Source organism: Synechococcus sp. H55.11 (assembly GCF_047462475.1).
Taxonomy (GTDB): domain Bacteria; phylum Cyanobacteriota; class Cyanobacteriia; order Thermostichales; family Thermostichaceae; genus Thermostichus.
Genome location: NZ_JANSJI010000186.1, coordinates 1 through 20,449, shown reverse-complemented (window position 1 = coordinate 20,449; position 20,449 = coordinate 1). Strand labels below are relative to the sequence as shown.

General features: G+C 60.7%; 21 protein-coding genes and 1 riboswitch. Of the genes, 7 read left to right on the top strand and 14 right to left on the bottom strand.

Annotated elements, in window-relative coordinates; genetic code table 11:
- Positions 1–320 precede the first annotated feature (320 nt).
- Both glgA and NW853_RS07715 read left to right on the top strand, forming a co-directional pair.
- Positions 321–1,871 carry a glycogen synthase GlgA gene (glgA, locus tag NW853_RS07720; protein ID WP_414348742.1) on the top strand — a complete coding sequence of 517 codons (1,551 nt, stop codon included), beginning with the start codon at positions 321–323 and terminating at the stop codon, positions 1,869–1,871.
- A gap of 44 nt (positions 1,872–1,915) precedes the next feature.
- Positions 1,916–2,533, top strand: coding sequence for a hypothetical protein (locus NW853_RS07715; RefSeq protein WP_414334486.1), 618 nt, complete (start codon positions 1,916–1,918; stop codon positions 2,531–2,533).
- Here the strand turns inward: NW853_RS07715 and rsmD are convergent.
- The 4 genes from rsmD to NW853_RS07695 form a co-directional block, all read right to left on the bottom strand.
- A complete protein-coding gene (gene rsmD / locus NW853_RS07710) occupies positions 2,530–3,081 on the bottom strand; it encodes a 16S rRNA (guanine(966)-N(2))-methyltransferase RsmD (protein WP_414334488.1) in 552 nt (183 codons plus the stop codon). The two genes, NW853_RS07715 and rsmD, sit on opposite strands and share 4 nt — an antisense overlap.
- A 9-nt stretch (positions 3,082–3,090) precedes the next feature.
- Positions 3,091–3,978 carry a Sll0314/Alr1548 family TPR repeat-containing protein gene (locus tag NW853_RS07705; protein ID WP_414348741.1) on the bottom strand — a complete coding sequence of 296 codons (888 nt, stop codon included), beginning with the start codon at positions 3,976–3,978 and terminating at the stop codon, positions 3,091–3,093.
- A gap of 62 nt (positions 3,979–4,040) precedes the next feature.
- Entirely contained in the window at positions 4,041–4,802 is a 762-nt protein-coding gene (locus tag NW853_RS07700; protein WP_414348740.1) for a HEAT repeat domain-containing protein, read from the bottom strand.
- Positions 4,803–5,247: 445 nt separating this feature from the next.
- The gene (locus NW853_RS07695) at positions 5,248–5,796 is read right to left on the bottom strand and encodes a DUF4079 domain-containing protein (protein WP_414334492.1); all 549 of its coding nucleotides are present in this window, start codon (positions 5,794–5,796) and stop codon (positions 5,248–5,250) included.
- A gap of 202 nt (positions 5,797–5,998) precedes the next feature.
- Here NW853_RS07695 and NW853_RS07690 point away from each other — a divergent pair, with 202 nt between their 5' ends.
- Both NW853_RS07690 and NW853_RS07685 read left to right on the top strand, forming a co-directional pair.
- Positions 5,999–6,484: a phycobilisome linker polypeptide gene (locus NW853_RS07690; protein WP_414334493.1), complete on the top strand. Its 486-nt coding sequence runs from the start codon at positions 5,999–6,001 to the stop codon at positions 6,482–6,484.
- A gap of 441 nt (positions 6,485–6,925) precedes the next feature.
- Entirely contained in the window at positions 6,926–9,088 is a 2,163-nt protein-coding gene (locus NW853_RS07685) for a polysaccharide deacetylase family protein (RefSeq protein WP_414348743.1), read from the top strand.
- 2 nt (positions 9,089–9,090) lie between these two features.
- Here the strand turns inward: NW853_RS07685 and NW853_RS07680 are convergent, their stop codons facing one another.
- From NW853_RS07680 to NW853_RS07635, 10 genes are all read right to left on the bottom strand, one after another.
- Positions 9,091–10,266: an alpha-D-ribose 1-methylphosphonate 5-triphosphate diphosphatase gene (locus NW853_RS07680; protein WP_414348739.1), complete on the bottom strand. Its 1,176-nt coding sequence runs from the start codon at positions 10,264–10,266 to the stop codon at positions 9,091–9,093.
- Positions 10,247–10,942, bottom strand: a complete 696-nt coding sequence (locus NW853_RS07675; protein WP_414334497.1) for an ATP-binding cassette domain-containing protein — start codon at positions 10,940–10,942, stop codon at positions 10,247–10,249. Before NW853_RS07675 ends, NW853_RS07680 begins: the two co-directional genes overlap by 20 nt.
- A 4-nt stretch (positions 10,943–10,946) precedes the next feature.
- Entirely contained in the window at positions 10,947–11,714 is a 768-nt protein-coding gene (locus NW853_RS07670; RefSeq protein ID WP_414348738.1) for an ATP-binding cassette domain-containing protein, read from the bottom strand.
- Positions 11,707–12,573, bottom strand: a complete 867-nt coding sequence (locus tag NW853_RS07665) for an alpha-D-ribose 1-methylphosphonate 5-phosphate C-P-lyase PhnJ (RefSeq protein WP_414334500.1) — start codon at positions 12,571–12,573, stop codon at positions 11,707–11,709. The genes NW853_RS07670 and NW853_RS07665 overlap by 8 nt, the downstream gene beginning before the upstream one ends.
- A complete protein-coding gene (locus NW853_RS07660; protein ID WP_414334502.1) occupies positions 12,563–13,579 on the bottom strand; it encodes a carbon-phosphorus lyase complex subunit PhnI in 1,017 nt (338 codons plus the stop codon). The genes NW853_RS07665 and NW853_RS07660 overlap by 11 nt, the downstream gene beginning before the upstream one ends.
- Positions 13,579–14,121 carry a phosphonate C-P lyase system protein PhnH gene (gene phnH, locus NW853_RS07655; protein WP_414348737.1) on the bottom strand — a complete coding sequence of 181 codons (543 nt, stop codon included), beginning with the start codon at positions 14,119–14,121 and terminating at the stop codon, positions 13,579–13,581. Before phnH ends, NW853_RS07660 begins: the two co-directional genes overlap by 1 nt.
- Positions 14,118–14,537: a phosphonate C-P lyase system protein PhnG gene (gene phnG, locus NW853_RS07650; protein WP_414334505.1), complete on the bottom strand. Its 420-nt coding sequence runs from the start codon at positions 14,535–14,537 to the stop codon at positions 14,118–14,120. Before phnG ends, phnH begins: the two co-directional genes overlap by 4 nt.
- Positions 14,538–14,546: 9 nt before the next feature.
- Positions 14,547–15,365 carry a phosphonate ABC transporter, permease protein PhnE gene (phnE, locus tag NW853_RS07645; protein WP_414348736.1) on the bottom strand — a complete coding sequence of 273 codons (819 nt, stop codon included), beginning with the start codon at positions 15,363–15,365 and terminating at the stop codon, positions 14,547–14,549.
- A complete protein-coding gene (gene phnD, locus NW853_RS07640) occupies positions 15,334–16,230 on the bottom strand; it encodes a phosphonate ABC transporter substrate-binding protein (protein WP_414348735.1) in 897 nt (298 codons plus the stop codon). The genes phnE and phnD overlap by 32 nt, the downstream gene beginning before the upstream one ends.
- Before the next feature lie 67 nt (positions 16,231–16,297).
- Complete coding sequence (locus NW853_RS07635; protein WP_414334510.1) at positions 16,298–17,089, bottom strand: phosphonate ABC transporter ATP-binding protein; 792 nt, start codon at positions 17,087–17,089, stop codon at positions 16,298–16,300.
- A 193-nt stretch (positions 17,090–17,282) separates the two neighbouring features.
- Here NW853_RS07635 and hisIE point away from each other — a divergent pair, with 193 nt between their 5' ends.
- The 3 genes from hisIE to NW853_RS07620 all read left to right on the top strand — a co-directional run.
- Positions 17,283–17,978 carry a bifunctional phosphoribosyl-AMP cyclohydrolase/phosphoribosyl-ATP diphosphatase HisIE gene (gene hisIE, locus NW853_RS07630; RefSeq protein ID WP_414348734.1) on the top strand — a complete coding sequence of 232 codons (696 nt, stop codon included), beginning with the start codon at positions 17,283–17,285 and terminating at the stop codon, positions 17,976–17,978.
- Positions 17,938–18,624 carry a DUF1997 domain-containing protein gene (locus NW853_RS07625; protein ID WP_414348733.1) on the top strand — a complete coding sequence of 229 codons (687 nt, stop codon included), beginning with the start codon at positions 17,938–17,940 and terminating at the stop codon, positions 18,622–18,624. Before hisIE ends, NW853_RS07625 begins: the two co-directional genes overlap by 41 nt.
- Before the next feature lie 42 nt (positions 18,625–18,666).
- Positions 18,667–18,760, top strand: a riboswitch (Fluoride riboswitch).
- A gap of 118 nt (positions 18,761–18,878) precedes the next feature.
- A partial coding sequence (locus tag NW853_RS07620) for a cation:proton antiporter (protein ID WP_414348732.1) occupies positions 18,879–20,449 on the top strand: 1,571 nt, incomplete at its 3' end.

Below are 20,449 nucleotides of genomic sequence, written 5' to 3'. Positions count from 1 at the left end.
CGACGATGTCGAACCATCCTCGCTCCTGGCGTACGCGCCCTACCGCGATGGTCATAGGACGATCTTCTCCAGAAAAAAGACAACCGATGAAACCAATAAAGTGCAATGCAGCAGCGCTCATAGTATTTCTGAGCGGCACTGTCCTTCTATCTTACGAAAAATTAATAAATTGCAACACCTTCTCAGGATAAGGCTCTGCCCCGGCTTGGCCGGCATAGGGATCCCTTGTGTTTTAGGATGGGGAGGGTTTTGGCCGAGGGAACTGGGCCGGGAGCCGTCCGCCTCAGCAAGACAAAGGTCATCGCGATAGGGAGGGCATTGTGGTGCAAGCCAGGATTTTGTTTGCAGCGGCGGAGGCAGCACCCCTGGCAAAGGTGGGGGGCATGGCGGATGTGGTGGGATCCCTGCCCGTCGTTTTGCGCAAGCTGGGGCAGGATGTGCGCATCATCATGCCCCTGTACGGGTTTCTCTGGGACAAGTTCGGCCCGGAACCGGAGCAATATCCCCGCTCCAAGGATCCCATCTGGTCCAAACAGGTCATGGGCCAGGTGGCCGATATTTACGAAAGCGTTTTGCCCGGCACCGATGTGCCCCTCTACCTGGTCAGCCACTATTGTTTTGCCCCCCACCGCATTTACTACGGCGAGGACGAGTTCTGGCGCTTTACCTTCTTCGCCAATGCCGTGGCCGAGTTTGCCTGGACCTACTACCCCTGGAGGCCCAACATTATCCACTGCCACGACTGGCACACCGGCATGATCCCGGCCTGGATGCACCAGGCTCCTGACATCGGCACCGTCTTCACCATTCACAACCTGGCCTATCAAGGGCCTTGGCGTTGGCAACTGGAACGCATGACCTGGCTGCCCTGGTATTTTTCCGCCCACAACACCATGGCTGCCGGGATCCTCTATGCCGACCAGGTGAATACGGTTTCGCCCACCTATGCGATGGAGATCCGCACCCCTCTGCATGGAGAGGGCCTACAGGATCTGCTGGCCTGGAAAGGGGAGCGCCTGCGGGGGATCCTGAATGGGATCGACACCGAGCAGTTCGATCCCCGCACCGATCCCGCTCTCGAGGCCAACTTCAGCGTTGATGATCTGAGCGGTCGGGCGGTGAACAAAGCTGCGTTACAGGCCCGCCTGGGCTTGACCGTCAACCCTGACGTATTCCTGCTGGGCATGGTGGCCCGTTTGGTGGAACAGAAAGGGATCGACTTGCTCATCCAAACCCTGGATCGCTTTTTGGCCTATAGCGATTCACAATTTGTCTTGCTGGGCAGCGGCGAAGCCTACTACGAGGGGCGGCTCCGGGAGATGGCCGAGCGGCACCCGGGCAGAATGGCCTATCAACAGGGTTACCAGCCGCAACTGGCCCAGTTGATCTACGGAGGAGCCGATGCCTTTTTGATGCCCAGCCGCTTTGAACCCTGTGGCATCAGCCAGATGATCGCCATGCGTTATGGGTGTGTACCCATCGTCCGCCGTACGGGGGGGCTGGTGGATACCGTCAGCCATCATATTCCCAGCAAGGGAACCGGCACCGGCTACTGCTTTGATCGCTACGAAGCCCTGGACTTCTACACCTGCTTGGCGCGGGCTTGGGAGGCCTTTCAGCACAAAGACACCTGGCAGGCGCTGCAAAAGCGGGGCATGGCCACCGATTTCAGTTGGCATCGCTCGGCGCTGGAATACCTGCGCATGTACGAGCTGATTATGAACTTGCCGCTGAGGCCGGAAAAGACCTCCTCTCAGGCTCAACCCGCCCCATCCCTGCCCAGTTCCACTCCCGCCAAGGCTGCGCAGCCACCTCCTCGGCAACCCCTGGCTGAGGGGATCCCTGAGCTGCAGCAGAGCCACGCAGAGTGAGGTAGAGTGGAACGGGTCAACGAGGTTTTGAGGGTTACCTGCCAATGTTCGGACGACGTCCCGCTGTTGTCGGCCAAAGTCGGCGCCAAGAGGCCGCTGCCCAGGGGCTCAACCTTCTGCGCCGTTCTTGGGCGCGGCTGGCTTTCGGCTTGTTGCTCGGCCTTGTCCTGGGCGCGGGCTCGAGTCTCTGGGCCACGGCTCAAGAGCTGCCCGCCGGACAGCAGCTCGTTCCCAACCCGCAGCAGTTTCGCGCTCTCGAGCAACCCAGCAATGCCCTCAGTGTGTTGCGAGCTGAACAATTGGCCGCCGAAGCCGATGCCGCCATCCAAGCGCAAAACTACGACCAGGCCATCCAGCTTCTGCAACAGGTGTTCGACGCCTACAACCAGCGCTCCAACTACCACCAAGATCTCTCCCGTGCCTTCGCCGGGATCCAAAACCGCATCTCCGAAGAGCAGCGGGAGCTGGCCCGCGTTGCTGCCCAGGCTCGGGATCAGGCTGCCTACGATTTGGCCGTGGTCTATCGGGCTGCCGGACGTCCTGAGGAGGCCGTGGGCTGGTTGATCCAGGTCATCAAGAGCCAGACTCCAACCCGGGAGCTGGGCACCCAGGCCTACCAGCAGCTTCTGGAAATTGGCTTTGTCAGCACTCCCTTCCCCTAGCGCTGCTCTTCCAGCTTGCGATAGAAAGCCAGCGCCGTTTGCCCATAGGCCCGCTGGTCAAAGCGCAGCAGGGATCCCATCTGGTCGGGTAGCTCCTGGCCGCTGCGATGCTCGACGATCAAAGTTCCGCCTGGCTTGAGCAAGGGCGGGATCAGCGGCAGCAGGGGGGCGTACAGACCCGCCGCGTAGGGAGGAGCAAAGTAGACGTAATCAAAAGGCTCCAAACCCAGCCCTCGGCTGAGCAGCTTGCGGGCATCTCCCTGGATCACCTGAAAAGCTTGCCCCGGCTGGGCCACCTTGGTCCAGTTGGCCTGGATAAGGCGACAGGCAGAGGCGGCGATCTCGATCCCGGCCACAAAAGCAGCCCCCTGACACAGGGCCTCTGCCCCCACCGTACCGGCCCCACAGCAGAGATCCAGCCAGCGACAGCCTTCCACCTGCCCTCGCAAGATGTTGAACAAGGCTTGCCTCACCCGCCCAGGGGTGGGTCGAGTGCCAAGACCTGCGGGAGTCTGGAGCGCCCGTCTGCCGCTGATGCGCAAGCCCATAGGGATCTATCAAGGGGTAGGTGTGGCAGGCAACTGGCCGGTCAACCCGCTGCGCTGGGCGGCGCGATCCCGTTCCATCTGGATTTGCGACACCAAAGCTTTAGGCAACTGGGCAGAAGCCTGCAGAGCTTGATCGAAAAGGGGGACAGCCTCCCGGTCTTGCCCCTTGGCAACCAAAATTTGCGCCTTGAGGTAGTAGAGCTCCGGGTTGTTGCAGGAAGCAGCAATGGCCCGATCCACCGCCTCCAAGGCCTCGTCAAAGCGTTGCATATCCCGATAGGCCAGAGCTTGGCCGCGGTAGGACAAATACTCAGGCGCCGCCAGGCGAAATTGATCCAACGCCTTCTCCCGGTAGGTCAGCAGCAAATCCATATAGCCGTTGAGAAGATTCAACTCAGGGTCGCTGCTGTCCACAGCCTGGGCGGCCCGGATGGACGCAAACAATTGGTTGAGGGTGGGCAATGCCTTGGGCAAGCCGAGCACCACCCCCTCCCGCACCACGATGTTGGCCGCCTCCAACCCATAGCCCACCCCCTCATACAGGTTGCCGCGCAAGGGATCCGTCTTTTTCAGCTCGGCGGCCACCTGGCGGGTTTGGGTGGCCAACTGGGCAAAAGCATCCAGATCCCCCTCTTGGTAGGCCAGCGCCGCCAGCAGGGCATAGACCATCGGCTCTGCGGGAGAGGACTTCTTGGCCACTTCCAGCTTTTCCCGGCTCTGGCTGTAGCGGCCCGCGCAGAAGAACTCCTCAAACGCCGCAGCCACTTCCGGGCTGATGGGGCGGGCATTGGCCCCGCTGCGAAACGGATCCTGAGCCCAAACCGGCAAGGCGGATCCCCATACCCAGCACAGGATCCCCACCAGCTTGGCTCCTCTGCTGAACTTGTCGCTTCTCATCCTCTGTGCCTCAACACCCACTGGGACCGGTCTAGCGAATCGGCGCGTGCTTGACCTGCTCTTCAGCGCAGCAGTTGCGCAATCGCAGCAATGGCCGCATCCTGAACCAACTCGTTGGGCTCGTAGGCCAGCAGATCGTGTAAGGGATCCAGAGCGCGCGGATCCCCAATTTGGCCGAGGGCGCGGGCTGCTGCCTCCCGCACCACCGGTTCTCCATCCGCAAGCTTGGTCAGCAAAGCCGGCACCGCCTCAACCGCCCGCATTTGCCCCAGCTGGTAGATGGTTTGCAGTTGGGCCTCCAGGGGAGTTGCTGCAACCGTGGGAGCCGAGCTATACACAGAGATACCTGAAGAGCTGCCATAGGAGTAGCCGCTGCCCGCCATCGAGATGGCCGAGAGAGCCTGCAGCGCCTCTAGGGCACGATATCGCTCTGTCTCGCTCATCTGAGGCAGTTGGGCCACCAGATCATCAAAAGCTCGCTGTACAGGATCGGCAGCCTGGTTGGCAATGCGGGTTAAGTGGCGGTCAGCCTGTACCTGCTGCCAAGACTGAAACGCTGCCAGACCTGCCACCACCAAAGCCGCATCGGCCAAAACAGCCAGCAGCGCCATTCCCCCCCAGATCTTGCTGCGACGGCTGAGCTTTCGCATCTGCTTATCCACGTAGCTAAAGGCCTGGTGCTGCCGTTCCCAGAAGTCGGGGGCCACCTGCAGAGTTTGGGCACTCAGATCGGGAGACAGAAGGTTTTCCTCGCGGGCTACCTCCAAGCTTTGTAGCCTTTGGTTCAAGCGAGAAAATTGTTTCGTCCAGAGCCAAGTAAACATCAAGTCACACCCTCCCTCCAAGCTTGCCCATAGCGGCTGGTGCTGTCACTCGGTGTCAGGCAAAGTTTGCCGACCCTTCCCTGCCATAAAGGTGAACTTATGCGCCAGGATAGCAAAAGCACCGGCTCCCCACCACCCAGTCTTTAACTTGAACTTGGGGTTGCAGGATGTCACTCATTGTAGACAGGCCGGCGAAGGGTGCCGACCGCGTCAGCGGGACGGAGTCCTTGGGGTTGACCGTACTTGCGTGAGTGCTAAGCACCACTTCGCGACCGAGGGAAGCCGCAGTCTTCCCTTCTCTTTTGAGCAACAAGGGGAGTGAGGACTTGACGAGCTTGGGGGGGAACAAGCCCAAAGGCTACGGGCTACTATGCCTCATAGTTTGGCCGGAGCACTCTGGGGTTTACAGGCATCACGATGTCTGAGTTCCCCAAAGGTCTGTAGATTACAAGGACAAGCCCAGCTTGACTCCAAGCAGGGCATGGACCAGTAGCACACACAGGATGAAGCTGCCCACATAGGCATGGGTGGTGCGCAGGGCCTCGCGGTTGCCCCCAAAGCCGCTGAGAGACAAAGCGCCATTGGCCGCCAACAACAGCAACACCAGGGATCCCGTCCAAAAATGGGGGCTGCTCAGCAGGGGCTGGCCCTGCATGACCAAGGAGAGAAGGCCGCCGGTGTAGCCCAAGGCAATGAAGGTGGCCATCCAGGGAGCCAATTTGCGGTGATCCAAGAGCGGCTTTTGGGCCGATTCCGGCAGGGATCCCTCTGGCGTTGTGGAGGCGGCTGCCAGGCGCAAGACCCGCCCCCGCCAACCGGTCAGGCCGACGAAGCTGCCCATGACCACCACCACAATGCCCATCATCAGAGGATGTCCCCATTGCACAATGGGCTGGGGCAGGTTGAAGCCGGCAAAAAACTGGGCCACTGGCTGCAAGGCAGCCGTCAACTCATCCGAAGTTGCCGACAGATCGGGCAGAGCCACACTCAGCATAGGGATCCCTCCACCTTTGGGACAACTACAACTTTTTAACCAGTCCCCTTAACAAATCTACAACAAACCCACCTTCGATGACAGATGCCGGTGGAAAGCTTCAGGGGATGCAGCCGCAACGGTAAAATATCTAGCGGTGAAGCCGTGGTCGGCCACAGATCCTCGGCTACCGCCTGCTAACGAGCAAAACGGAGTTATTCACATGGCCAAGTTGTTGTTGGGGGATCAATCCTTTGAAGTCGAGCTGCTGACGGATGTGCCCACCAATTGGCCTGGAATTAAAGTCATGTCCAAGGGAGCTAAGCTGGATATCCCGGCGGGAACAGTGGTGAGGGTGGAGTCAGAAGATGACCATGTAACCGGCTCCTACAAGGTGGTTTATCGTTTGGCTCCCGCCTATCCCCGCAGTTGGCGGCTGCTTTTGGAGCGGGAGAGCGCGGCTCCTGCACCTCAGGCGGAAGCGGCCCCAGCCGCTCAGGTCGCCCCCTCGGCGGCCTCGTCCCTACCCAACAGCGACAAGATTTTCACCCTCAAAGTGTCCGGTTTGGTGGGAGGGGGCGTGCGCAAGAGCGTTGTCGAGTACAAAGTGCCCTTCAGCCGCCTTTCTCAAGAAGTGAAGCGCATCACCCAAAGGGGGGGCAAGATCGTCAGCATTACAGAGTCCAATCTGTTGAGCAACCTTGAGTAGGGCCCAGCTCCCCCTCTGGGGTCTGTCTCCAAGGCTGCCGATCCAGGCCCCTTCAGCCCAAGCGGCTTTGACGGGCGCTCCCTGCTGTTTTTCCGGCGGCGATTGCATGGGTATCCCCAATCGGAAGAGAGGGGTGGTAGTCTGGCGTTGGTTTTGCCCTTGTCTGGGGGTAGGCTTTGGGTGGGAAAAGGCATTCCAGCAAGGGCTCAACTCTTGCGCTTGAGCGCCGATAACACCATCGGGAGTGGTGAGGAGGTCATGACGTCTCGGCAGCATCCGACGCGCTTGGGAGGGTCGATACCCCAAGGCAATTCAGGCTCCAGATCGACAAGGGGATCCCAGCCGTACTCCTCGCCCACTCCACGACAAAGCCTTTCCGATTCCTCTCGGCATGCGCCGGCAAAGTCTCGACCTAGGGTGCTCCCCTTTCTAAACTTGCTGGTGATCCTGCTGGGATTTGGAACCGGCGCCCTGGTGGCCTGGGCAACCGCTCATCCCAACTGGGCCAGCCGCCTGCCGGCGCTCTTGCCGCCTCTGGCCGAGATCCCTGCCCCCCGCGCCCAGGCCAAGGCAGCCCAACAGCGCCCGCCCCTCCCCCAAGAGCCGCAACTGCAGCGGGATCCTTTTGCGTTGGATCCCTTGGCCAGCCTCTCCTACGTGCCCGCCATCATGTATCACGATGTGGTGGCTGGCCGCAAAGAGGTCTGGTTTGACACCACAGCGGCGGAGCTGCGGCAGCACTTTGAGGCCATCAAGCAGGCGGGGCTGACCCCCATCCACATCGACCAACTCTACAAACACCTGCGGGACGGGGATCCCTTACCGGAAAAAGCCATCCTGCTCACCTTCGACGACGCTTACCTGGGCCTGTACGAGAACGCCTACCCGCTGCTGAAGGAGTACAACTACCCTGCCACCTATTTTGTGCAGACCGGCTTTGTCGGCGTGCCCACCAGCAAAGACCACTTCACCTGGGATCAGATGCGGGAGATGGATGCCAGCGGGCTGATTGACTTTGCCGCCCACACCGTCAACCATCCCCCCGACCTGCGGCTGCTGGACGATGCCCGCCTGCGGCGAGAGGTGTTGGACTGCAAGACCAAGCTGGAGCAGGAGCTGGGCCACCCCATCCACTACTTCGCCTATCCGGAAGGCAATCGGGACGAGCGGGTGAAGCAATACCTGGCGGAGGCGGGTTACTGGATGTCCTTTACGATGGATCCCGGCTTTACGGGACAGTCGCCCAGCTTGCTGGAGGTGCGCCGCTTTAACCAGTTTCGCCTCACCGAGGCCATTATCGGCGCCCGCACCTTCACCCTTGGCCGCAGCCCCGACTACTGGCTGGATGGAACGCAACCCTTGACCCTGACCGATGAGGTGATCGACAGGGTGCGGGTGCTAACCATCCGCGGCGGACGGGCAGCTACAGTGCACGCGGAGCGGCGCTACGAGGTAAGAACCCTAGTCCAGCGCTACCAGGCCGATGCCGGCATTAACGGCAGCTTCTTCTCCATCCCTTGGATTAACTCGGCCAGCAACGTCATGGTGGGGCCGGTGATGGCCGCCAACCACAAGACTTTCATCCCCGGTCGCCCCGAAGACGACAAGGTGGTGCGCGGTCGTCCCCTGGTGCTGCTGGGCAGGGATCGGCTGCGCTTTGTACCCTTTGATCCCGACACCATGACCCAGCTCGACAACCTTCGCCAGCTCATGCCGGATGTCACGGATCTGTTTGTGGCGGGCTTGTGGCTGGTTAAGGATGGCCGCGCCCTCTCTCCGAGGGAGATCGACTCGTTTCGCCTCTCCAGCGCCGCCGAGTTTCGCCCCCGCGCCTTTTTTGGCGTAGACAACCAGGATCAGGTGGTGATCGGGGTTACCAAAACCCACGTCAACGCCGCCATCCTGGCCAGCCTATTGCCCAAAATCGGGATCCGTGAGGCGGTGCTGCTGGACTCTGGCTTCAGCACCTCACTGGTCTACCAAGGGGAGATCCTCGCCACCGGCCATGCCGGCCCCAACCAGCCCAGCCGCCCTGTCCCCCACGCCATTTTGCTCTACGACCTAACCCGTCTGTGGAGGGAGGATCCCCGCCCGCAGGAAAGGGCCGCTTCCACAACCGATCGGGTGGAAGGGCTGGTGCAGCTTCTGCCGGCTAGCGACCAAGATGCAGCCAAAGCCTACCTGAACAGCGTTCTGGCCGGCCAGCGCACCCTCAAGCGGGGGGAGCGGGGCCCGGCCGTGGTGGCGGTGCAACTGGGCTTAAGCCGCCTGGCCGCTCAGCAGGGACGGCTGGATCTGCTCCCCTCTGGCTCTGATGGGGTATATGGCAATGAGGTGGCCCAGGCAGTGGCAGAGTTGCTGTTGGCCGAACCTGGGCTGGGCGAGACGGGATCCCCGCAAGCGATCCCCACTCCCCTGGTGGCGGGAACGGCAACCCCATCCAGCGGCGGGGACGCCATCGATGCTCAACTGCTGCAACGGCTGCTGGAGCGGGTTAATCTCGCCCCGGCCTCTGTGTTGGTGGATACCCGTCTGGAGCGGCCAACTTGGCCTCTGGAGCACAAGCCGACCCGGAAGCTGCTGCCGAGAGCGGCTCTAGAGTAGAGTTAGGGGGCCTCGACTCTGAACCCAACTCCTTGGGGATCCAGCCCTCCCTGCCAACCTAGGCCATTGCGGAGAAAGACAGGTCTGCCGGCAACAAACACGCCCATAACCCGGAAGGGCTTCTCCCGCAAGATCACCAGGTCGGCCCTCAGCCCTGGACAAAGAGCCCCCCGATCCTGGAGGCCAACGGCCTGGGCGGGGTTGCGGCTGACCAAGGCTATGGCCTGGGGCAACTCCAAAGCCTGCTTCTCCGCCAGGGCAAAGGCAGCTCTTAGCGCAGTAGCCGGCGAGTAGTCGGTGGCCAGAGCACCTAGGGATCCCGCCTTCAGGGCTTGCAGGGCGGAGAGATTGCCCACATGGGAAGATCCCCTGAGGGCGTTGGGGGCCCCCATGACCACCAGCAAGCCCAACTGTTGGGCTTCGCCAGCGGCCTCCAGCGTGACCGGGAACTCGCTAATCTTTACGCCCAGCTTGGCCATCAACTGAACCTTGTCAGAGGAATCGTCGTCATGGGAAGCCAGCGTGACTCCCCGCTCTTTTGCCTGCTGGGCCAGCTCGGCAAGGGCAGGGAGAACTTCTAGCTGGGATGGGTTCCTGAGGCTGGCGGCAACCTCCTCAGGCTGCTGGCCCAGGTGACGGGCCATATAGCGAACGTAGTCTTCTAGGGTCGGGAACTGGCCTTGGCCAGGCGTGTGATCCATAAACGAAAGGAGATCCACCCAACCTTGGCTGAGGGCGTGGCGAACGGCTGCTGCTCCCAAGGGGCGAGAGACTTCGTAGCGGGCATGGATCCGCAAGTCCAGCGACAAATGGGAACGCAGGGCAACCAATTGCTCGGCCAGGGCCAAAGCGGTCTCCGGGCTGCGCCAACCGGGCAGGCCCTCCCAAAAGGACAGGGTGACAAAAGCAGTGGTCATGCCTGCTGCCAGAGCTCGGTTTTCCCAAACCTCCAGGGCCATCTCGGCAGCCAACTGTACCCCTGGCCGCGGCTCCAGCTCCGGCTCTAGACTGTCGGCGTGGAGATCGATGACGCCAGGGACGAGGGTTAAGCCCTGTAAAGGGATTCCTTCGTCCACCTGCCCTTCTCGAGTCTCGGCAATCCACTCCCCCTCCAGCCGCAGGGATCCCAGCGGGAGCACTTGGTCAGGGAGAACCAGCTTAAGTCCGGACAGCCACATCTTGCTTCTCCTCCAGGTGGTAGGTTTTGTCCACCAAGCCCGCCACGTCTTCTGGCGAGTGGAAAACGCCAACAAGCGCAGTTCCCTGCTGCTTCAGAAGGCGAAGGCGCTCCCGCAGAGCTTTCCTGGCCCCTGCATCCAAGCTGGCCGTGGGCTCATCCAACAGCAGCAAGGGATAGGGATGAATGAGCGAGCGGGCCAGGTTGAGCTTTTGTTTTTCGCCCCCAGAGAAACCCGTGGGGAAAGCCTCCAGTAACTCGGGCTTCAGGTTCAGCTCTAGGAGCAGCTCTGCCGCCCGCTGCCGTGCTCGGCTTTCTTCTACACCTCGCCACAGCAGCGGCTCCGCCACCAGCTCCAGGGCGGTGGTGCGGGGTCGGGGATCCAGAAACTGGCTGACATAGCCGATGTGCTCCCGCCGGATCCACAAGATCTCGCGATCCCCCAAACGCGCCAGATCCACCCTTCCGCGAGGAGTCTGCAGAAGGATCTGCCCCCCTGTGGGACAGTAGCTGCGATAGAGCGTCCGCAACAGGGAAGACTTGCCGGCGCCATTGGGGCCCTCTAGGAGCAGCAACTCCCCTGCTTGTAGGGAGAAGCTCACCTGTCTGAAAGCCAGAACCTCCCGTCCCAGCCGGTGCAGGAAAAACCGCTTTTCCAAATCGATAACTTGCAGCATCTCTCTACAGCCTTGCGGCAACCAAATCCTGAGTAAAGGGGTGGCGGGGATCCTCCAGCACCTGGTCGGCGAGGCCTTCTTCTACCACCTCTCCCTGGTGCAAAACCACAATGCGATCCGCCAATGCCCGTACCACCGAGAGATCGTGGCTAACCAAAATCAGACTCATCCCCAACTGCCGCTTGAGGCGGCGTAGGGTGTCCAAGAAGGTTGCCTGCACCAGCAAATCTAAGCCAGTCGTTGGCTCGTCCAAGAGGATGGCCGTTGGCTCTTGAGCCAAGGCTTTGGCAATCTGCACCCGCTGCCGCTCCCCTCCCGAAAGGAAAGTAGGCGGATCCCCTGCCCGCGCCAGGGGGAAGTCTGCCCTCTCCAAAGCTGCCTGCGCTTCCTTTTGCAAAACCCCAAATCGTCGTTCCCCCTTGAGCACAAGGGGCTCAGCAACATTGGTTAGGGCGGCAAAGCCCATGCGCAGGGCCTGGGCAGCTTCTTGATAAACCATGGCCAAGTGGCGCCGCGCCGCAGGTCGCTCGTAGGGAGAAAGCGACAGCAGATTACACCCCTCCCAGCCGGGGATGTTGAGCCAGTATTCCCCTTGCGCCATCTCCTGGAGATAGAGAATTCTCAAAAGGGTGCTCTTGCCGCTGCCAGAAGCCCCCACCACCCCCAGCACCTCCTGGGGATAGAGCTTGAGGCTGACGTTCTTGAGGGCCCAGCGATCCCCGTAGGCTTTCCAAACCTTGACCAGTTCCAGCAAAGGCCTTTCTTCAACCATGCTGCTTCTCCCCAAATAAAGGCCCACTTTCTTTGCCAGCTAGGAGTTTTTCCATATAGCCCTGGTCGGAGATCTCGTAGGCCAAGCTGCCATCCTCCTGGGGAATGGCGTTGAGAAAGACGTGGCGGCAACCCGTGCGGCGGCAGGATCCCACAATGGGTTCCGGCTGGAAGGGTCGATCCACAAAGGCCAGAGGTTCTACCTGCGTGTAAGGGGGGACAGCGTAGATCCGCTTTTCCCGACCGGCGCCAAAGAGCGTGATGTGGGCTGCCTGGTGCAGCTTGGGCAGATCCCAGCGGGGCAGGGGACTGGGATCCATCACATAGCGGCCGTGCACCAGAACGGGATAGGCTGCTCCCTTGCGGCTGTGGCCGTAGTGCAAGTGTTCTTCAAACAGGTCCACCCAAAGCAGGCTGTAGTCCCCCAGGGCATGCAGCTCCCGCGCCTTGGCATCGGAAGGCTCCACGTAGCGCAGGGGTTCAGGGATCGGGACTTGCAGGATCAAGATTTGTCCTTCTTGCAGTCGCTCCTCCGGGATGCGGTGACGGCTTTGGATGAGAGTTGCTTCCAAAGCATCGGTGGTGGTTCGAGCTCCGCTGACGTGGGCAATGAAGCGGCGCAAGTTGGCAGCATTAACCGAGTCATCCGCTCCTTGGTCGATGACCTTCACCACATCTTCCGGCCCCACGAGGCTGAGAGTAAGCTGCAGGCCGCCCGTGCCCCAGCCGCGGGCCAGGGGCATCTCTCGGCTGGCAAAGGGAACTTGATATGCCGGTATGGCCAAAGCCTTGAGAACCTTGCGCCGAATTTCTCGCTTGGCTTCAGGATCCAAGTAGGCGTAGCTGTGCTTAGGGTTCAAGAGCAGCCTCCTGATGGCTCATCCAATTGCTGAAGAACGTTACATAGTGAGGCAGTTTGTAGTGCAGGGCAAAGCCCGAAGCCTCCACGGGATCCGTGTGTACCAGAACAAACTCCTCGCTGCGGGCCGGATGGGTGGGGCGATCCATCTCCAAATCCAACATTGCGCCCGCGATAACCCGCCCCTCGTTCCAGCCCAAGCTGGCAGCAAAGCCTAAGCGGTATCCCTTCTCCCCATGCCCGACGACTTCTGCAAAGGCCAAGCGGATCCGCCCCAGGCGAAAGCTGCCTCCCCGCACCGGGTGGATAGCCCGCACCTCGAGATAGCCCACCCCCAACTCCGCCACTGTTGGGTGGGTGTGGACGTTGTAGGCCCGCATGGCGCTGTAGGCGAGGGCCAGGAGTCCTCCGGTGTCCCCTCGCGCCAAAGCTTGCAGGCGATGGGCTCTTGGCGCCGGAAACAGCAGCGGCTGCCGCGTTAGATCCGGGATCTCTTCCTCTAAGTCTTTCTCTGCCACTGGATCTTCTTCCAGCAGGCCTTGCTCTTTTAGCCAGGTTCGCACCGAAGGGTAGCGCTGGGGAGCAGCCGTGGTCTCTGGCTCCACCCCTTGGGTTCCGGAAAAACCCAGCAGACGCAGGCTGTAGTCGAGGGTGGGGCCGAGGACTTGGCCGCCGGGAATGCTCTTGAAGGCTGAAGAAAGCCGTCGCACCAGGAGCAAGTCTTCTTTTTTCTGGAGCTGCGCTTTGCCCAGGCGAGGAAGGGTAGTTCGATGAGCTCGCAAAAGCAGCAGCGCTTCGTAGAGATCGCCCCCTGTCTGGGCCAAGGCCTCAGCAGCCAGCTCTGGAGCCCAGAGGCCAGCTTCCGCCATCACCTGATCCAAAAGATAGGGCAAGTAGCTGGCCAGGCCCTTACTCGACTGACCTGCCCCCCTCGGCAACAATTCGCGAAAAAGGGCTTCGGCATTGAGAATGGCCTCCTGACTGCCCCGCGCCACCACGTAGCCCATCAACCCACCTCCACACTTCGCGGTATGCCTACTACATGCTGCCCGTCGGTAAGCAAGATGTCCACTCCCAAAGGGTAGGCCGAGATCTGGGAGCGCAGCCGCCAAAAAGCAGGGGGCAAATCCACAGCCAAGCGCACCTCCCCAGCAGTGCCGGGGCCCTTGAAGGCAAGAGGGGATCCCTGGCCCCAGCCAGTTCCCAGGATGAGAGTTGCCCCGCTCTCCGGCTCTAGGTAGGTGCCCCTCTTGAGAAGCGAGAGGGTTTCCCAACCGGCAGGCAAATCCGCCAGCCGCTCGGCAAAGACGAAGTCCGCCGCCTCCAAGGCCACAGGCCGGGGAGCCTGACCGCGCAGATCTAAGAGCAGCCAGTCTGGCGCCCAAACCCCCACATTCCCATCCACCAGGGTAGTTCCAATGAGGCGGAAGGCTTGGCGCAGCGAGTGAGCTGGCAAGCGCCAAAGCCGGCCAGGGTAGCTCAGCGCCATCACCAAGGTTCGGAAGACCTGTTGGCTTTGCCGTTCGGCTGCGGGCATGGGCACGCTCATAGCGTCTCCACCTCCAAGCGCGTGGTGGCCACCTTGCGCCAGAGGCGCTCATCCTTCTCCTGGAGATGTTCCTGAGCTTCCAGGGCCAAGGCCTGGATCCGATCTTCAGCAATCCCCGCCTGCAACGCGGCATCCAGGTAAGCCAGGGAGCGGGCCAGGCGCGGCCGTTCCCCCAGCACTATTCCATAGCCTTCCACTCCCTTTCGGGGGAAGCGCAGCCAAACCTCGTAAACCAAGACTTCTCCCAGATAAAACGGCGTACCGCTGCGCGAGTCCTGGAAGGGGAGCAACAGCAGGCCCGCTCCTTCCTTCAGCTTCTGGCTAGCTCCCAGAGCGGGCCGTACCTCCCGCGCCAGAGCCACAACTGTCTTTTCGGGAGCCTCCTGCAGCAGCTCCAGGATTTCAAGAGCCTGCACCCTCACCTCCTATACCAGGGATTGGCGAATTCGCGCCGAGACCTTGTCGATTGTAAACACGGTTAGCAGGATGAGCAAAATGATGGTGGCGGCGTCCTGAAAGCGGAAGGCCCGCACCGTCTGCATCAGATCGAAGCCGATGCCACCAGCTCCCACCAAGCCCAAGACTGTTGCCGAGCGCACATTGACCTCAAACAGGTAGAGCGTCACCGAGTAGAAAGCTGGGGCCACCTGCGGCCAAAAGCCATAGACAAGAACCAGCAGAGGATGGGAGCCCGTAGCCCTCACGGCCTCCACCTGCCCCATATCCACCGTCTCAATGGCCTCGGAGAGCAACTTGCCTGCCACTCCAGCCGTGTGCAGCGTCAACGCCATGATCCCTGGGAGAGGCCCCAAGCCAATGGCAGCCACAAAAACCAGGGCCAAAACCAGCTCGTTGAGTCCCCTGAGGATATCCATCAGCCCGCGGACAGCCAGATAGACCACAGGAGAGCGGATGACATTCTTGGATCCCAGGAAGGCCAAGGGAAGCACAAAGAAGGTGGCCAGAAAAGTGCCCCAGAAAGCCATGATCAGGGTCTGGAGCAAAGAGTAAAGAAAAGCTGGCAGAAAGTGCAGGCTGGGCGGAAAGAAGCGAGCGACAAAGGCAGCACTCCTCCCCAACCCAGCCAGCAACTTGACTGGTGAGATCTCAGCCGGCCCTGCCGTCAGCAGGAGAGCCAGAAGGATCATCCCGACTAGGAGAACACCGAGGCGATCTCTCCGTTTGAGCTCCGCCGGTAAGGGGGGCAGTTTCTTAGAGTTGGCACTCAGGTTGCTTAAGAGCATTGTTAACCTTGCGGAAGGGATCGTAATCCTTGTCGCTGGCTGGCTCAAAACCCTTGAGACCGCGAGCTTCTAGCCATTGCTTGCCTTCCGGTGTGTTCTCGTACTCTAGGTAGGCCGTGCGGATGGCTTCTTTGAGGTCTTCCGGCAGGTCTTTGCGGTAGGCCCAGGGAGAGGAAGGGATCGGATCGGACTTCCAGATCACCTCAAAATCTTCCAAACCCTTAATTTGGCCCTTCTTGGTGGCAATGCTGATCCCGGTATCCCAAGTCACCCCCACGGGAATGGTTCCCTGAGAGACTCCCAGGATAACCGACTCATGGTTGCCGGCAAAGGCAACTTGTTTAAAGTACTCCTTGGGCTTGATCTTGGCCTCTAGACAGAAGTAAGCCATGGGCACCTTGAAACCAGAAGTGCTCTCCGGGTCAACGAAAGCAAAATCTTTGCCCTTGGCAGCTTCTAGAGTTGTAATGCCACTGCCCTTCTTGGAAATCATCAGAGAGTGGTAAACAGTGCCCGAGCGAACAGAATCTTCCTTCACAAAGGCTTCGATGGGGGCATTGGCTTTTTCAATCGCATCGACGTAAGAGGCGGGCCCATAAAAAGCAACGTGGGTCTTCCCTTCCGCCTGGGAGAGCATCACAGCCGTGTAGTCACCAGCCACGAACAAACGCACCGGGATGCCCAATCTCTCTTTGAGGTAGTTCAGGAAAGGCGCATAGCGGGCTTCGTAATCAGCAGCACTCTCCACCGGCACTTCAGCAATGACCAGCTCCTTGGGCCAGTTCTGCTTCTGCGCCAACACCGGCACCCAACTGGCAAAGCCCAATAGGAAAGCCGCTAGAGCCAAAACCTTCCTTCTCCGCATGAGTATTCTCCTCTGCAGCTGACTTGAAATTGAAATTGATTGAAGTTGAGTTTGAGCTTACCTGTCCTCAAGCCGTCAAGGCTGAGGGCAACCCTCCGAGGGTTTGAGAGGCTTCCTCCTCCCCGAAGTAGAGATCCTTCTCTTTTTCAGGGGTGAGAGCCGAGACTGGCCCATCAAAGAAAACCTGCCCATCCTTGAAGGCAACAACTCGGTTGGCGTAATGGCGCACCATCTCCAGGTGATGCAGGGTCACTAGGAGCGGGATGCCTTGCCGACAAACCATTCCCAGCAGTAAATCCATGATCACCTGCGCATTTTTGGGATCCAAAGCCGAGATGGGTTCATCTGCCAGGATCAGCGCCGGCTCTTGGATCAAGGCGCGAGCAATGCCCACCCGCTGCTGCTGTCCCCCCGAAAGAGCATCGGCCCTCTGCCAGGCGTGCTCGAGAAGCCCCACCTCCTCCAGTAGCCTTTCTGCTTGGGCCAGATCTTGCTCCGAGAACTGCCGCAGCAAGCCCTGGGTAAGATTCAGGTGGGGCAGGCGCCCAATCAGGACGTTCTCCAAGACAGTCAGGCGGCCAATGAGCTGAAAAGTCTGGTAGATCATGCCCGTGCGCTTGCGCACCTGCTGCAGCCCCTCTCCTCCGCCTTCGTGGAGGGGGAAAGAGCCAACCCAGACTTTTCCAACGCTGGGCCTAACCATTCCCTTCAGGAGCTTAAGGAGGGTGGACTTCCCAGCGCCAGAGGGGCCAATCAGGGCCACAACCTGGGCTCCATCGCCAAACAAGTCGAGGCAAACCCCTCTTAGGGCAACTTTGTTTTTAAAGGTGACCCAGAGGTTTTCTACCCGGATGCGCATTGCTCTCCCTCGGCGCGTGAAAGCCCGGTATCAAACTTAGCAGCTTGACTTTAAGTCACAACTAAAACCAGGTTAAGCCCAGATTAAAATTCCCCTAGCGGCAACAAAAGCCGGGCTGGGCAGGAGGAGGTACCCTGGGGAGAGCTGGCTTTGCTATCTTGCTTTTTATGCTCTCTTTGGATTCCTGCCCTCTATGGTTGCTGCCTCGGACTCCATTCCTTCAGCGGATCCGCCCCGCGCTCTTCTGCCGGAGGGGATCGCTCATCTGGACAGCCTCCGCTACAACGAACAGGGTTTGATCCCGGCCATTGTGCAGGACTACCTGGACGGGACGGTGCTGATGATGGCCTGGATGAACCGGGAATCGCTGCAGAAAACGCTGGAGACAGGCCGCACCTGGTTCTGGAGCCGCTCCCGCCAGGCGCTCTGGCCCAAGGGGGAAACTTCTGGCCATGTGCAGTGGGTCAAACAAATCCGCTACGACTGCGACAGCGACGCGCTGGTCATTTTGGCGGAGCAGGTGGGAGATGCGGCCTGCCACACAGGAGCGCGGAGCTGCTTCTTCCGCACCCTCCCAGAGAAGGAAGGGGATCCCATCCCGGCCGCCGATACCCTGTCGCAGGTGTTTGCCGTGATCAAGGCCCGCCAGGCGGATCCCCGTCCCGATTCCTACACCAGCAGCCTGCTGGCCAAGGGAGACAACGCCATCCTGAAAAAACTCGGCGAGGAGACGGCTGAAGTGGTGATGGCGGCAAAAGAGGGGGACAAGACCGCCCTGGCCCGCGAGGTGGCGGATCTCTGGTACCACTGCCTCGTGGCTCTTGCTCACTATCAGGTGGATATCCGGGATGTCTATCGCCAACTCCAAGCCCGTCGTTCCCCTCGGTGAAGGGGCTCTGTCCGAGAAGGGGGAGCCGCTTTTGGCGGAGATGGATCACCCCCCATCTTTAGATCAACCGACAGCCAAGGTTCACTTGGATGTGCAGGCTGGGCGACGGGGCCAAGTGGATCTGGAGACCGATTGGGAGACTTTGGCCCGTTACCTGCGCGGCCATGGCCAGTGGATCCAGCGCTGCTTCCGGCCATTGCAGGTGGAGCCCCTCTCTGCCGACACCTACAAGCTGCAGTTTTTCCGCATGGGTGGGCTGGGGTTTGAGCTGGAGCCCTGCTTTGGGGTGAAGATCTGGCCGGAGGAAGATTACCTGTTTCGGCTGACTTCGACTGAGCTGCCGGGGGAGGCCGCCCTGCCCTATCGGGTAGATTGCCAGGCCAGTTTCCGGCTGGAGGAGCTACCGGGATCCCCTGCCACTACCCGCGTCCACTGGGATCTTCATCTCGATATCCGGCTGCATTTGCCCAAGTTTTTGCAAGTTCTGCCGCGCAAGTTGGTTCAGAGAGTGGGCAGCCAGGTGGTGCAGCAGGTTACCCGCGGCCTCAGCGATCGCTTTACCCACAATGTCTGCAGCGATTTCTATTGCTCCATTGGCCGTCCCCATCACTCCTATCGCTTGGTTGTGGTGGAAGACAAGGCGTGATACCCTATGGGTCAACGTGAGTGAGTTGTCGGTCAGCTTGCTCCGGCAACCGGTGATGGGGTTCACCGTAACCGCCTCAGGCAGGTTCTAAGAATTCTCTAAATCCAAGGCTGAGGCTGATGACTCCTACTCTTCTGGGCAGATCCAGGGGGTGGGAGTCTTTGATCTTGGGTTACCACCCCACAGCCCCCAAGGCTCTACTTCCCTCTGGGCTGCCCTTCACCATCCGGACGGCAAAGAGAGAGGTTTTGTTGATGCTGGGCAGTTGGCTGTGGATCTTAGGGATGGGCTTTTTTGTCGGCCAGATCGTGGGCCGGCTGGGGATGCCGCCACTAGTGGGGATGATTCTGGTCGGGATCCTGTTGCAAGAGGTCTTGTCCCCAGAGCTGTTGGCGGCAGCCGGGGATCTGCGCCTAGTGGCCGTCACGATCATCCTCATGAGGGCGGGCCTGGGGCTGGATTGGGAAAAGCTGGCCCAGCAGGGATCCGTGGCCCTGCGGCTGGGGTTTTTGCCGGCAGCCTGTGAGGCGGGGGCAGTGGCGCTCTTGAGCCGCTGGATCCTGGGGCTGGACTGGGGGACGGGGCTGCTTTTGGGCTGCGTGCTCGGGGCGGAGTCGCCGGCGGTGATTGTGCCAGGGATGCTGCGCCTCAAGAGCCTGGGCTGGGGGGTGACCAAAGGGATCCCGGACGCCATTTTGACCGGCAGCGCCCTTTCCGATGTGCTGCTGTTGCTGGGCTTTAGCCTGTTGCTGAGCTTTTTGGGGCAGGGATCTGCCCAGAGCCTTCGCCTGCAGTGGCTGCCGTTCCAGGTGGGGATGGAGATCCTGCTGGGGGTGGCGGTGGGCCACCTGGGGGCGCGGGTTTTGGTGGCCCTCTTGGTACAGCAGAACTGGACTCGCAACAGCACGCAAGAGGTGCTGCTGGCGGCCTGCCTGGCGCTGGGCTTGGTGCTGGCGTCGCAGGTGTGGCCCTATTTTTCCGGCTACCTGGCGGTGATGGCCCTAGGGTTTTTCCTCGTCCAACTGGATGGGCCGCTGGCGCGGCGGCTGCGGCTTGGGTTCGACGCCCTCTGGACGGTGGCGGAGATCGTGCTGTTTGTCCTGCTGGGGGCCTCTTTGGATCTGCAGGTACTGGGATCCCTGCTCTTGCCCGGTTTGCTGCTTTTGACCCTGAGCCTGCTGTTGGGCCGAGGCCTGGGCTGGTGGCTTTCCACCCTGGGGAGCAACTGGAACTGGCGGGAGCGGCTCTTCTTGCTGCCGGGCAACATGGCCAAAGCCACGGTGCAGGCGGCCATCGGCGGCATCCCCTTAGCCCAGGGGATCCCCGGCGGGGAGACAATCCTCGCCCTAGCGGCCCTGTCGATTTTGACCACAGCTCCCCTGGGAGCTTGGCTAACCCAGGTTTTTGCCCCTCGCCTATTGGAAAAGGGAGAGGTGGATCCCACCAAGGTGGGCAGCCAGGGTAAGGTGAGCTTCTTGGCCGCTGTGGATACCTCTCCCTTGGCTGAGGCGGTGCTGCGCAAGGCAGCGGATCTGGCGCGGCGGGTGGATGGGGAAGTGATTGTGCTCCATGTTACCGATGAGCCCCAGGGGAAGGGGGTGGAAGCGTTGCGGCAGCTTGCCCAGCGTCTTTTGGCGGATATTCGCCACGAATTTTGCCTGGCTTCTGGCCCCCTGGCGGAGACCATCGTGGATGTGGCCCAGGAGCGGCAGGTTACCGACATAGTCATGGGCAAGCGGGGCCACCGCGGTTGGGAGCAAGTGTTGGTGGGATCCACTTCCCAAGCAGTGTTGGAGACCAGCTCCATTCCGGTGATTTTGGTAGA

Excerpts from the sequence above, each read along its gene's own strand:
- NW853_RS07670 (WP_414348738.1), bottom strand. The coding sequence starts at position 11,714 with ATGGTTGAAGAAAGGCCTTTGCTGGAACTGGTCAAGGTTTGGAAAGCC.
- phnD (WP_414348735.1), bottom strand. The coding sequence starts at position 16,230 with ATGCGGAGAAGGAAGGTTTTGGCTCTAGCGGCTTTCCTATTGGGCTTT.
- NW853_RS07695 (WP_414334492.1), bottom strand. The coding sequence starts at position 5,796 with ATGCTGAGTGTGGCTCTGCCCGATCTGTCGGCAACTTCGGATGAGTTG.
- NW853_RS07675 (WP_414334497.1), bottom strand. The coding sequence starts at position 10,942 with ATGCTGCAAGTTATCGATTTGGAAAAGCGGTTTTTCCTGCACCGGCTG.
- NW853_RS07715 (WP_414334486.1), top strand. The coding sequence starts at position 1,916 with ATGTTCGGACGACGTCCCGCTGTTGTCGGCCAAAGTCGGCGCCAAGAG.
- NW853_RS07635 (WP_414334510.1), bottom strand. The coding sequence starts at position 17,089 with ATGCGCATCCGGGTAGAAAACCTCTGGGTCACCTTTAAAAACAAAGTT.
- NW853_RS07705 (WP_414348741.1), bottom strand. The coding sequence starts at position 3,978 with ATGAGAAGCGACAAGTTCAGCAGAGGAGCCAAGCTGGTGGGGATCCTG.
- phnE (WP_414348736.1), bottom strand. The coding sequence starts at position 15,365 with ATGCTCTTAAGCAACCTGAGTGCCAACTCTAAGAAACTGCCCCCCTTA.
- NW853_RS07680 (WP_414348739.1), bottom strand. The coding sequence starts at position 10,266 with ATGTGGCTGTCCGGACTTAAGCTGGTTCTCCCTGACCAAGTGCTCCCG.
- NW853_RS07700 (WP_414348740.1), bottom strand. The coding sequence starts at position 4,802 with ATGTTTACTTGGCTCTGGACGAAACAATTTTCTCGCTTGAACCAAAGG.
- NW853_RS07625 (WP_414348733.1), top strand. The coding sequence starts at position 17,938 with ATGTCTATCGCCAACTCCAAGCCCGTCGTTCCCCTCGGTGAAGGGGCT.
- phnH (WP_414348737.1), bottom strand. The coding sequence starts at position 14,121 with ATGAGCGTGCCCATGCCCGCAGCCGAACGGCAAAGCCAACAGGTCTTC.
- NW853_RS07660 (WP_414334502.1), bottom strand. The coding sequence starts at position 13,579 with ATGGGCTACGTGGTGGCGCGGGGCAGTCAGGAGGCCATTCTCAATGCC.
- rsmD (WP_414334488.1), bottom strand. The coding sequence starts at position 3,081 with ATGGGCTTGCGCATCAGCGGCAGACGGGCGCTCCAGACTCCCGCAGGT.
- NW853_RS07690 (WP_414334493.1), top strand. The coding sequence starts at position 5,999 with ATGGCCAAGTTGTTGTTGGGGGATCAATCCTTTGAAGTCGAGCTGCTG.
- hisIE (WP_414348734.1), top strand. The coding sequence starts at position 17,283 with ATGGTTGCTGCCTCGGACTCCATTCCTTCAGCGGATCCGCCCCGCGCT.